General features: G+C 71.0%; 10 protein-coding genes. 6 read left to right on the top strand and 4 right to left on the bottom strand.

Translation table 11 applies throughout. From position 1 onward, the window contains the following. Positions 1–1,913, top strand: a 1,913-nt coding sequence (locus E1193_RS24505) for an ATP-binding domain-containing protein (RefSeq protein ID WP_132185537.1), incomplete at its 5' end; no start/stop codon positions are given. A 67-nt stretch (positions 1,914–1,980) separates the two neighbouring features. Here E1193_RS24505 and E1193_RS24500 read toward each other — a convergent pair. Continuing rightward, the gene (locus tag E1193_RS24500) at positions 1,981–2,388 is read right to left on the bottom strand and encodes a hypothetical protein (protein WP_132185536.1); all 408 of its coding nucleotides are present in this window, start codon (positions 2,386–2,388) and stop codon (positions 1,981–1,983) included. A gap of 434 nt (positions 2,389–2,822) precedes the next feature. On the opposite strand from E1193_RS24500, the gene E1193_RS24495 reads away from it, so the two are divergent. Beyond that, the gene (locus E1193_RS24495; RefSeq protein ID WP_207922847.1) at positions 2,823–3,182 is read left to right on the top strand and encodes a hypothetical protein; all 360 of its coding nucleotides are present in this window, start codon (positions 2,823–2,825) and stop codon (positions 3,180–3,182) included. 51 nt (positions 3,183–3,233) lie between these two features. Here the strand turns inward: E1193_RS24495 and E1193_RS24490 are convergent, their stop codons facing one another. The 3 genes from E1193_RS24490 to E1193_RS24480 all read right to left on the bottom strand — a co-directional run bounded on the left by E1193_RS24490 (position 3,234) and on the right by E1193_RS24480 (position 7,226). Beyond that, positions 3,234–4,190 (bottom strand): sporulation protein, encoded by a 957-nt coding sequence (locus tag E1193_RS24490; protein WP_132185538.1) that lies wholly within the window; start codon positions 4,188–4,190, stop codon positions 3,234–3,236. 172 nt (positions 4,191–4,362) lie between these two features. After that, positions 4,363–5,139 (bottom strand): DeoR/GlpR family DNA-binding transcription regulator, encoded by a 777-nt coding sequence (locus E1193_RS24485; protein ID WP_132185534.1) that lies wholly within the window; start codon positions 5,137–5,139, stop codon positions 4,363–4,365. Positions 5,140–5,180: 41 nt separating this feature from the next. Further along, a complete protein-coding gene (locus E1193_RS24480; protein WP_132185533.1) occupies positions 5,181–7,226 on the bottom strand; it encodes a beta-galactosidase in 2,046 nt (681 codons plus the stop codon). A 278-nt stretch (positions 7,227–7,504) separates the two neighbouring features. Between E1193_RS24480 and E1193_RS24475 the strand changes: the two genes are divergently transcribed. The 4 genes from E1193_RS24475 to E1193_RS24460 all read left to right on the top strand — a co-directional run. Then, positions 7,505–8,839, top strand: coding sequence for an ABC transporter substrate-binding protein (locus E1193_RS24475; RefSeq protein ID WP_132185532.1), 1,335 nt, complete (start codon positions 7,505–7,507; stop codon positions 8,837–8,839). A gap of 22 nt (positions 8,840–8,861) precedes the next feature. After that, positions 8,862–9,824 (top strand): sugar ABC transporter permease, encoded by a 963-nt coding sequence (locus E1193_RS24470; RefSeq protein ID WP_132185531.1) that lies wholly within the window; start codon positions 8,862–8,864, stop codon positions 9,822–9,824. Continuing rightward, positions 9,821–10,732, top strand: a complete 912-nt coding sequence (locus E1193_RS24465) for a carbohydrate ABC transporter permease (RefSeq protein ID WP_132185530.1) — start codon at positions 9,821–9,823, stop codon at positions 10,730–10,732. The genes E1193_RS24470 and E1193_RS24465 overlap by 4 nt, the downstream gene beginning before the upstream one ends. Further along, on the top strand, positions 10,729–11,675 hold a 947-nt coding region (locus E1193_RS24460; protein WP_279433390.1), incomplete at its 3' end, for a glycoside hydrolase family 36 N-terminal domain-containing protein. The genes E1193_RS24465 and E1193_RS24460, both read left to right, overlap by 4 nt.

Raw genomic sequence — 11,675 nt, 5'->3', positions numbered from 1 at the left:
ACCCCCAGGGCGTACGCCGCCGGCGGCACCTGCGTACCCGGCAGCGCAAGGTCACCGGCATCAACGACGAGGTGCTGGACATCGCCACCGCCTCCCCCACCGCCCACGAGGAGCTCACCGGTGAGGCGTCGCTGCTGGCCGCGCTCAACGCCGGGCGCACCGGGCGGATGCGCGACATCGTGGAGACCATCCAGGTCGAGCAGGACCGGATCATCCGGGCCGACCTGCCCGGGGTGCTGGTGGTGCAGGGCGGCCCCGGCACCGGCAAGACCGCGGTGGCGCTGCACCGGGCGGCGTACCTGCTCTACACCCACCGGCGGGAGCTCTCCACCCGGGGCGTGTTGCTGGTCGGCCCGAACGCCACCTTCCTGCGGTACATCTCCCAGGTGCTGCCCGCGCTGGCGGAGACCGGCGTACTGCTGCGTACCCCCGGCGACCTCTTCCCCGGGGTGCGGGCGCGACGCGCGGAGCCGGCGCAGGTCGCGGCGCTCAAGGGTCGCACGGTTATGACCGGGGTACTCGCCGCCGCGGTGCGCGACCGGCAGTGGGTGCCGGACGAACCGCTGGAGGTCGAGGTCGAGAGGGAGACGCTGCTGCTCGACCCGGAGACCGTCCGGCACGCCCGCGACCGGGTGCGCCGCTCGGGCCGGCCGCACAACCTGGCCCGCGCCCTGTTCGACGTCGAGATCGTGCACGCCCTCGCCGACCAGGTCGCCGAGCGGATCGGCGCGGACCCGCTCGGCGGGGAGAACCTGCTCTCCGAGGCCGACCGCGCCGAGATCCGCCGGGAGCTGCGCGAGGAGCCCGGAGTCCGCGCCGTGCTCGACGAACTCTGGCCGGTGCTGACCCCGCAACGCCTGCTGACCGATCTGTACGCCTCGACCGACCGGATCGCCGCCGCCGCGCCGGTGCTCACCGCCGCCGAGCGGGCCCTGCTGCGCCACACGCCGGGTGACGGCTGGACACCGGCCGACGTGCCGCTGCTGGACGAGGCCGCCGAGCTGCTCGGCGAGGACGAACGGGCCGCCGCCGCCCGCCGCGAACGGATCCGCGCCCACCAACGCGAGTACGCCGAGGGGGTGCTGGAGATCTGGCGGGGCTCCCGCTCCATCGACGTCGAGGACGAGGCCGACGGCGGCGAGATCCTCGGCGTCACCGACCTGCTCGACGCCGACCGGCTGCTGGAACGGCAGGAGGAGACCGACCGCCTGACCACCGCCCAGCGGGCCGCCGCGGACCGGAGCTGGGCGTTCGGGCACGTCATCGTCGACGAGGCGCAGGAGCTGTCGCCGATGGCCTGGCGGTTGCTGATGCGTCGCTGTCCCAGCCGGTCGATGACCATAGTCGGCGACGTGGCGCAGACCGGCGCACTCGCCGGCACCCCGTCCTGGGCGGACGCGCTGGAGCCGTACGTGGCGCAACGCTGGCGGCTGGAGGAGCTGACCGTCAGCTACCGCACCCCGGCGGAGATCATGGCGGTCGCCGCCGAGGTGCTCGCCGAGATCGATCCGGCGCTGCGCCCGCCCCGCTCGGTACGCGCCAGCGGCGTACCCCCGTGGAACCGGGCCGTCGACGCGGCGTCGCTGGCCGACGAGCTGATCGCGGCGACCAGCCGGGAGGCCGCCGGGCTGGCCGACGGCCGGCTCGGGGTGATCATGCCGGCGGGACGCGCCGACGAATTGGCCACCGCCGTGGTGACCGCGCTGCCCGAGGCCGCCGTCGGCGAACAGCCCGAGCTGGAGAGCCGGGTGGTGGTGCTCACCGTCGGCCAGGCCAAGGGCCTGGAGTTCGACAGCGTCCTGGTCGTGGACCCGGACCACATCGTGGCCGAGTCCCCGCGCGGGCGAAGCGACCTCTACGTCGCCCTCACCCGCGCCACCCAGCGCCTCGGGATCCTCCGCCCCGCCCCCTGACCGGCTGGACGGTGGGGCGGCGTCCGCGGCGGCCGGCCGCCCCACCGCGGGAAGGAATGCTCGCCGGTCAGTCCTCGGTGACGTTGCCGACCTGGGCGCCGGGGCCCGAGGCGTCACTGGTGCTACCGCCGGCCGGGGTACTCAGACCGCCCGTGGTGGCGTCGCCCGTGGTGGTCGGGGCCACCACGCCGGGATGCCGTTCCGGCTGACGGGCCAGCCGACGCACACTCGCCGGACCGGCGGTACCGCCGGTGGTGGTGACCGCGCCCTGACCCCGGGTGGGGCCGCCGTCGCGCAGCACCGCCGGGTCGACCGGCACGTGGGCCGGATCGCCCGGGTCCTCGTCCTGGATCACCCGCTGCACGTCCGTCTGCGGGGTCGTCACCTCGTCCAGCGCGCCCTCGCCGTACACACCGGCGGTGAGGCGCTCCTCGGCCCGGCGGGTGGACTCCCGCATCCTGTCGTCGTCACGCACGTCCATCACCTCACAGATCTGGCGTAATCCACAGCCTGCCCGCTGAGGCCCCGGGCAAACCGGTCCCCCCGGCCGGCGTCCTGGCACAGACCGGGACGTTTGCGCCCGACCGGGTAGCGATGGCCCGTACCGGCCGGGTCCGACGGTCGTCCGACCGGCCGGGTCGCCATGGCCCCGTACCGGCCGATCGATTTCGTCACCGGGGCGCTGGGGCACCGGCCTCGGCACGGTGGCGGTCCGCGGGGCCACCGACCCACCCCGATCCGGGGCCCGGGAGCGGGTTACCTCCTCGGGGCCCTCGGGTAGACCCCGGGTGGCCTCGCCATGTACGCGAACCGTGCCGTGGCCGAAACGCGGTAGCGGGGCGAGATCGCAGGTACTCATCAAATCCTGAGGAGGACCAGATGAGCACGCAGGCTGCATCCACCAGGCCGATGAACCAGCAGACCCAGCAGGCGCCCGGCCGCCCGATGTCGGACATGGCCATGCAGGAGGCGCCGACCCGTCCGATGCCGATGATGCAGGACGGTCACCGGCAGCAGGCACCGGCTCCTGGCAGCGAGACCAAGCACTCGATGCTGACGACGGAGTTCTGGATCTACGCCGCCGCCGTGGCGGCCGTGGCGATCGCCGCCTTCTGGCGCGGCAACACCACAGACGGGCTGAACCTGAACAACCCGGGTCAGGCGTGGTTCTTCATCACCCTGCTGACCCTGGGCTACCTGGGTAGCCGTGGCCTGGCGAAGGCCGGTAGCGCACACCGCTCGCACGAGGAGCGGTCGAAGCGCCGGTGACGAAGAACGAGAGGGCCTTCCGGGATTCCGGAAGGCCCTCTCGTTCGTGTTCTACTCCTCGAAGCCGCCGAAGTCCTCGGCGAAGTCTCCCTCGAAGGCGTCCTCGATCATCTCTCCGGCGACCATGCCGCCGGCGACGCCGAGCGCCGCACCGGCGACCATCCCGCCCATGCCCGACCGTCGGCCGGGCCCGTGCCCGTGCCCGCCGCCGAAGCCCTGCGCGCGCAGGCTGCCGTAGCGGGACGTGGTCTCCCGCAGCCAGCCGTCGACCACCGCCGTCCAGTCCAGCCGGTCCACGTCGGCGTGCGACACCTGGTAGTGCCCGAAGGCGTCGTGCCCGGCGCTGAGGAAGCCGCCGCGCTTGTCGCACTCCAGCACCACGTCCACGCCGTGCGCGCTGGTCACGAAGGTCAGCTCGACCTCGTTGGTCGTCTGGGCGTACTGCGGCGCGGCGAAGAACTCGATCTCCTGGTAGAAAGGCAACGTCTGCTGGGTGCCCCGGATGTGGCCGCGCTCCAGGTCGGCGTGCTTGAACCGGAAGCCGAGCCGCTGGAAGGCCTCCAGGATCCGCTCGTGCACCGGCAACGGGTGGACGTTGACCTGGTCCAGGTCGCTCTTGTCGACCGCCCGGGCGATCGCCAGCTCGGTGCGCAGCCCCATCGTCATGCCGTGCAGGCGATGGCCGTACACGTCGGTGATCGGAGTCTCCCACGGCACCGGCAGCTGGAACGGGATCGACAGCTGCTGCTTCGGCGCGAGCTGGAGCGGGCCGCTGACCGTCGCCCGCTGGAACTCCATGACGCCGGCGTACTCGGTGTCGCCGCCCTCGATCTCCACCCGGGTGACCAGGGCGATGGTGATCTGCTCGATGCTCGCCGCGGCCTCCCCGCCGACGAGGTTGACCTGCCCGTCGAGCGCCAGCCCTGGCCGGGTGTTCGGGTTGGCCAGTACGGTGTCGACGCTGGGCCCACCCACACCGAACGCGCTCAGCATCTTCTTGAAGACCATTCGGAACTCCCGCTTCACGGTAGTCACACCCCACCACTGGAGCGCGACACGGCTACCGGGCACCCTAACCGGAGCCGCTGTGAGGTCGCTGTAAGCCGTCGGGGCGTCCGCCGACATCGGTGAGCCGGCACGCCGTCGTGCCGCGGTCGACGCTCGGCGGCGCGGGCGTGGGTCAGCCGACCTCGACCACGATTAACTCTCCCACCTGCTCGCCGATCTGGCGGCGGCCCTCCGGGGGCAGCCTGGCGTCGGTGATCAACACGTCGGCCTCCTCCAGCGGTGCGATGGTCGCGATGCCGATCGTCTCCCACTTGGTGTGGTCGGCGAGGACGACCAGGCGGCGGGCCGCGCTGATCAGTCGCCGGTTGACCGCCGCCTCCAGGAGGTTGGGCGTGGTGAAGCCGGTGCGCGGGCTCATCCCGTGCACGCCGAGGAAGAGCACGTCGACGTTGAGCGAACCGATCGCCGCCTCGGCCACCGGCCCGGTCAACGCGTCCGACGGCGTCCGGATGCCCCCGGTCAGCACCACCGTCTGGTCGGGGCGCGGACTCTGGTAGAGCGCGTCGGCGACCGGGATCGAGTTGGTCACGATGGTCAGCCCGCGCACGTCGGCCAGCCGGGTGGCCAGGGCGGCGGTGGTCGTGCCGGCGGACAGGGCGATCGCCATGCCGGGCTCGGCCAGGCACGCGGCGCGCTCCACTATGGCGCGTTTCTCCGCCTGTTGACGGATCGACTTGGCCGCGAACCCGGGCTCCTCGGCGGAGCCCGGGCCGGCGAGCGTGGCGCCGCCGTGCACCTTGTCGACCAGACCCCGATCGGCCAACACCTCCAGATCCCGCCGGATCGTCATGTCGGAAACCCCGAAGCGGCTGACCAGGTGGCTGACGCGCACGCCGCCGCGCTGCCGGATCAGCTCCAGGATGGCGCTCTGCCGTTGCTGGGCGAGCATCGAACCTCCTAACCGGGGCGGACGAGGAAACGTTACGCAGCTCAGGCGTCTGCCGGCAGTTCCGGCTCATCCGATGGGATCGCTCCCACCGCCGGTTCCTCCCGGACCACTGCCACCTCGCCGGCCGGCACCCGAAGCTCACCCGGGCAGGACGTTGCGGTGAGCAGTTCGGCGCCGGTGACGTCGAGCCGCGCCTCGGCGTCGGTGTGGTTGATGACGAAGAGCCAGGAGGCGTCGGTGCCCCGTCGGCGCACCACCTCCACCCCGGTGGGGGCCACCGCCGGCGGACGCGCGCCGGACTCGGCGAGCAGTCGGGCCACCAGACGGTCGGTGGCCGCCTCGTCGAGCCGGGTGGCGGCGTACCAGGCCGTGCCGGCGCCGACGCGCTGCCGGGTCAGGGCCGGCACACCGGGCAGCGGCCCGTCGACGTACGAGGCGAGCACCTCGGCGCCCTCCGGGTGCAGCCACTCGGTCCAGACGTCGGCGGAGGAGCCGTCGTCGAGCCGGACCCGCTCGCCCTCGCGCAGCGGGAAGAATTCCTCGGTGCGGACGCCGAGCAGGTCCCGGAACGCGCCCGGGTACCCGCCGAGCCGGATATGGTCGTTCTCGTCGACGATCCCGCTGAAGTAGGTCACCAAGGCGGTACCGCCGGCCTCGACGAACCGGCGCAGCGCCTCCGCGTCGGCGTCGCGGACCAGGTAGAGCGTGGGCGCCAGGACCAGCTTGTAGCCGCTGAGATCGGTCGACGGGTGCACCACGTCGGCGGTGACGCCGGCCCGCCAGAGCGCGTCGTAGAGGGCCTTCAGCCGGTCGGTGTAGGTGACGTCGACACTGGGGTGCGAGTCCAGCTCCACGCCCCACCACGCCTCCCAGTCGAAGAGGATGGCCGCCTCCGCCTCGACCCGGCTGCCCCGCACCTCGGCGAGCGCCCTCAGGTCGGCGCCGAGCCGACAGACCTCGCGGAACACCTTCGTGTCCGGGCCGGCGTGCGGCACCAGCGCGGAGTGGTACTTCTCCGCGCCGGCGCGGGAGGCCCGCCACTGGAAGAAGAGCACGCCGTCGGCGCCCCGGGCGACGTGGGCGAGGCTGTTGCGGCGTAGCTGTCCGGGGGTCTTGGCGAGGTTGCGCGGCTGCCAGTTCACCGCGCTGGTGGAGTGCTCCATGAGCAACCAGGGCGCACCGCCGGCGACGCCCCGGGTCTGGTCGGCGGCGAACGCCAGCCCGAGGTGCGACTGCGGGTCGTCGGCGGTCAGGTAATGGTCGTTGGAGACCAGGTCCACGTCCGCGGCCCACGACCGGTAGTCCATGTGCTTGGTACCGGTGCCGATCATGAAGTTCGTGGTGATGGGCTGATGGACCAACCGCTTGAGCAGGTCGCGCTCGGCGCGGAGCTGGGCCCGCTGCTCGTCGGAGGAGAAGCGCAGGAAGTCCAGCTGCTGGGTGGGGTTGGCGAAGGTGGGCGCGGTCCGCGGCGGGTTGATCTCGGCCCAGTCGTGGTAACGCTGGCTCCAGAAGGTGGTGCCCCAGGCTGCGTTGAGCGTGCCCAGGTCGCCGTAGCGCTCGCGCAGCCAGCGCCGGAACGCCTCGGCGGTGACGTCACAGTAGCAGTGCACGTTGTGGCAGCCCAGCTCGTTGGAGACGTGCCACATCACCACGGCCGGGTGCGCGGCGTACCGGGTCGCGACGGCCTCGACCAGGGCGAGCGAGCGCTCCCGGAAGATCGGCGAGCTGGGGCAGTACGCCTGCCGGCCGCCCGGCCAGAGGATCGTCCCGTCGGCGGTGCGGGGCAGTGTCTCGGGGTGCCGGTGGGCCAGCCACGGCGGTGGGCTGGCGGTGGCGGTGGCCAGGTCCACGTTGATCCCGCCCGCGTGCAGGACGTCGAGCGCCCTGTCCAGCCAGCCGAACTCGTAATGCCCGGGGGCCGGCTCGAGCAACGCCCAGGAGAAGATCCCGACCGAGACCAGGTCGACACCGGCCTGGCGCATGAGCGCCACGTCCTCGGCCCAGACCTCCTCGGGCCACTGTTCGGGGTTGTAGTCCGCGCCGTAGTGGATGCCGTCGCCCTGCCAAATGCCGTGATGCCGCATGAGCAGAGCGTGCCGTCCCGAACCCACCAAGTCAACACTTTCCAACATCACCAACGTTTCCAACGTTTACCTCTGAGTCTCACTTGGAAACACTGCGGTATCGATCCCGACCTGCCCCCTTGACAGCGGGCTAGGGAGGGGTAGCTTCAAGCGCCACCGGCACTTCGTGTTTGCCAATGTTGGATCTCGATGGATCTGTGTTGTCATTCCGGAACACCGGCCCCCATCTCCAACAAAACCCCCTTGTGGGCAGCACCTCTTCATCGGCAGGAGGCACCATGTCCCGTCCACGCACCGAGGCCGAGTACCTGGCCCGACTCGTTCCGCCATCCGTCGCCGGCATCGGCCGACGCCGCCTGCTCGCTGGCGCGGCCGGCGCGGGCGCGCTGCTCGGCACCGGCGCACTCGCCGGCTGCGGCTCCGACTCCGGCTCCGACTCCGGCTCGGACAGCAAGACCGTGTCGCTCGGCTCGAACCAGTCCGACCCGAACCCGAAGGCGGTCATCGCCAAGGTGATGGACGGGTTCAAGACCTCGACCGGCATCGAGGCCGCCATCAACACGGTGGACCACAACACGTACCAGGAGAACATCAACAACTACCTGCAGGGCAAGCCGGACGACGTGTTCATGTGGTTCGCCGGCTACCGGATGCGGTTCTTCGCCGCCCGGGGACTGGCCGGCGACCTGACCGAGACCTGGGGCAAGCTCTCCGGCTACTCCGACGCCTTCAAGAAGGCGTCCACCGGCGACGACGGCAAGCAGTACTTCGTGCCGACCTCGTACTACCCGTGGGCGATGTTCTACCGCAAGTCCGTGTGGCAGCAGCGGGGCTACCAGGTGCCGAAGACGCTCGACGAGCTCAACGCCCTCGGCGCGCAGATGAAGAAGGACGGCCTCAACCCCATCGCCTTCGCCGACAAGGACGGTTGGCCGGCGATGGGCACCTTCGACGTGCTCAACCTGCGGATCAACGGCTACCAGTTCCACGTCGACCTGATGGCCGGCAAGGAGGCCTGGACCTCCGACAAGGTCAAGAAGATCTTCGACACCTGGCGGGGCCTGCTCCCACTGCACCAGCCCGACAGCCTCGGCCGGACCTGGCAGGAGGCTGCCCAGTCGCTGCAGCAGAAGAAGTCGGGCATGTACCTGCTCGGCCTCTTCGTAGCCCAGCAGTTCGGCAACGACGAGCAGGACGACATCGACTTCTTCACCTTCCCGGAGATCGACCCGGCGATCGGGGCGAAGGCCCTGGACGCGCCGATCGACGGCTACATGATGGCCCGCAAGCCGAAGTCCGAGGCGAACGCCAGAAGGCTGCTGGAGTTCGTGGGCTCGAAGGAGGCCGCGAACATCACCGTGAAGAACGACCCGAGCACCCTGGTCGCCAACAGTGGGGCCGACACCAGCGGTTACACCGCCCTGCAGAAGAAGGCCGCCGAGCTGGTCGGTTCGGCCACCGAGATCGCGCAGTTCCTGGACCGGGACACCCGGCCCGACTTCGCCTCCACCGTGATCATCCCGGCCTTCCAGCAGTTCATCAAGAACCCGAACGACATCGACGGGCTGGTCAACAGCATCGAGAACCAGAAGAAGTCGATCTTCTCCAGCTGACGGCGAGAGGGGGAGGACAATCGTGTCCGACCTGCCCCTGATCCAAGCGGATCGCGCCGTGCCGTCACGGGCCGCGACCACCACCTTCACCGGTGGTGGTCGCCGCCGCCGGCTACGGCTCCTGTCCCGCACCGACCGCGTGGTGATCACGCTGATGGTGCTCGTACCATTGTTGATCGTGGTCGGCCTGGTCTGGTTGCCCGCGCTGGCCACGGTGGCGCTCTCCGGCACCAGCTGGGACGGCATCGGCCCCCTCAGCGAGATCGAGTGGGTGGGCGGCCGCAACTACTCCGATGTGATCCACAACTACCCGCCGTTCGTGCCGGCGATCCAGAACAACCTGCTCTGGCTGGCGGCGCTCTTCGTGGTCGCCACGCCGCTCGGCATGTTCCTGGCCGTCCTGCTCGACAAGGAGATCCGCGGTAGTCGGTTCTACCAGACCGCGCTCTACCTGCCGGTGGTGCTGTCGCTGGCTCTGATCGGCTTCGTCTGGCAGCTCATCTACTCCCGGGACCAGGGTCTGCTCAACGCGGTCCTCGGCACCAGCACCGACTGGTACGGCGACCCGGACGTCAACATCTGGGCGGTGCTCGTCGCCGCCGGCTGGCGGCACGTCGGATACATCATGCTGCTCTACCTGGCCGGCTTGAAGGGCGTCGACCCGTCGCTGCGGGAGGCCGCCTCGGTCGACGGCGCCACGGAGACCAGCACGTTCTTCCGGGTGGTCTTCCCGGTGATGCGACCCATCAACATCATCGTGCTGGTGGTGACCGTGATCGAGTCGTTGCGGGCGTTCGACCTGGTCTGGGTCATCAACAAGGGCCGTAACGGGCTGGAGCTGATATCTGCCCTGGTCACCTCGAACGTGGTGGGTGAGGCGAGCCGGATCGGCTTCGGTTCGGCGTTGGCGACGATCATGCTGGCGATCTCGCTGATTTTCATCACCGCCTACCTGGCCGTCGTCATGAGGGAGGACCGGCGATGAACACCGCGACGCTGACCCGGGAGCCGGCAGCCGACAAGCCGGCCCCCCGCCGCGCGCCGCTGCGACCCGCCCGGGTGGTGCTGCACCTGTTCCTGGGCGCGATCGCGATCGGCTGGCTCTTCCCGATCTTCTGGGCGGTGCTGACCTCGCTGCGGTCGTACGACTACACCGCCATCCACGGGTACGTCTCGTTCGGCGGCTGGACGTTCGACAACTACGTCACCGCGTGGCAGTCCGCCGAGTTCGGCAAGCACCTCCTCAACTCGGTCTACATCACCGTTCCGGCGGTGCTGCTGACGCTCTTCCTGGCCTCCTGCGTGGCCTTCGTGATCGCCCGGTTCAGCTGGAAGCTCAACATCGTCCTGCTCGGCCTCTTCACCGCGGCGAACCTGCTGCCCCAGCAGGCGTTGCTGATCCCGCTGTTCCGGATCTTCACCGAGGTGCCGCTGCCGGAGTTCATGAGCGACTCAGAGCTGCTCTACGACAGCTACTGGGGCCTGATCCTGATCAACGTCGCCTTCCAGTGCGGCTTCTGCGTCTTCGTGCTGAGCAACTACATGAAGGCGCTGCCCCGCGAGTTGTACGAGGCGGCGATGGTCGACGGCGCCAGCATCTGGCGGCAGTACTGGCAGGTGACGATGCCGCTGTGCCGGCCGGCACTGGCCGCGCTGGCGACCCTGGAGGTGACCTGGATCTACAACGAGTTCTTCTGGGCCACCGTGCTGATGCGCACCGGCGACAAGTTCCCGGTGACCAGCTCGCTGAACAACCTGCGCGGCGAGTTCTTCACCGACAACAACCTCGTCTCGGCCGGCTCGGTGCTGGTCGCCATCCCCACCCTGGTCGTCTTCTTCCTGTTGCAGAAGCAGTTCGTCCGAGGCCTGACCCTGGGAGCATCCAAGGGATGACCATCGTCCACCTGCGCCGCGCGCGGACCAGCCTGGTGCTGGACGCGCGCGGCCCCGGCCTGCCCCGAGTGCTGCACTGGGGCACCGACCTGGGCCCGCTGCCCGCCGCCGACCTGCCCGCCCTGGCCGCCGCGACCGTCCCGCCGGTGCCGCCGAGCACCTTCGACCAGCCGGCCGTGCTGTCGCTGCTGCCCGAGGCGAGCGCCGGCTGGGGCGGCCGGCCCGGGCTGGCCGGCCACCGCGACGGCCGGGACTGGTCGACCGCCTTCCGCCTCGACGCCCTCGACGTGGACGACGCCGGCCCCGAACCGGGTCGCCCGGCCCACGACGGGGAGGCGGTGCGCGTACCCGACGGGGCGCGGGGCCACGGCGGGACCGGCGCCGCACGGGTGACCGTGCGGGCCTCGGACCCCGCCGCCGGGCTGTCGCTCACCATCGAGGTCACCCTCGACCCGACGGGGCTGCTGACGCTGCGGCACCGGCTGCGCAACGACGGCGACTCCTCCTACGAGCTGCGGGAGCTGACCCCGGTACTGCCGGTGCCGGCGGTCGCCACCGAACTGCTCGACCTCACCGGCCGCTGGTGCCGGGAACGCGCCCCGCAGCGGCACCCGTGGCCGATGGGCGCCTGGGTGCGCGAGGGCCGGCACGGCCGCACCGGGCACGACGCGACACTGCTGCTGGTGGCGGGCACCGCCGGTTTCGGCTTCGGCCACGGCGAGCTCTGGGCGGCACACACCGCCTGGAGCGGCGACCACGTCACCGTCGCCGAACGCCGGCCCACCGGCGACTCCACCCTCGGCGGCGGCGAGCTGCTCGCCCCCGGCGAGATCGTCCTCGGCCCCGGCGAGGAGTACGCCACCCCGCTGCTGTACGCCGTGCACTCGACCACCGGGCTGGACGGCCTCAGTGACGTGCTGCACACCCACCTGCGGTCCCGCCC

Source organism: Micromonospora sp. KC606 (assembly GCF_004348675.1).
GTDB lineage: Bacteria > Actinomycetota > Actinomycetes > Mycobacteriales > Micromonosporaceae > Micromonospora.
The sequence above is the reverse complement of the archived record's forward strand: the minus strand, read 5'-3'. Positions and strand labels throughout refer to the sequence as shown.

What these genes read in the sequence shown, in the direction of transcription:
- E1193_RS24465 (WP_132185530.1), top strand. Translation starts at nt 9,821, where the DNA reads ATGAACACCGCGACGCTGACCCGGGAGCCGGCAGCCGACAAGCCGGCC.
- E1193_RS24485 (WP_132185534.1), bottom strand. Translation starts at nt 5,139, where the DNA reads ATGCTCGCCCAGCAACGGCAGAGCGCCATCCTGGAGCTGATCCGGCAG.
- E1193_RS24495 (WP_207922847.1), top strand. Translation starts at nt 2,823, where the DNA reads ATGAACCAGCAGACCCAGCAGGCGCCCGGCCGCCCGATGTCGGACATG.
- E1193_RS24480 (WP_132185533.1), bottom strand. Translation starts at nt 7,226, where the DNA reads ATGCGGCATCACGGCATTTGGCAGGGCGACGGCATCCACTACGGCGCG.
- E1193_RS24490 (WP_132185538.1), bottom strand. Translation starts at nt 4,190, where the DNA reads ATGGTCTTCAAGAAGATGCTGAGCGCGTTCGGTGTGGGTGGGCCCAGC.
- E1193_RS24475 (WP_132185532.1), top strand. Translation starts at nt 7,505, where the DNA reads ATGTCCCGTCCACGCACCGAGGCCGAGTACCTGGCCCGACTCGTTCCG.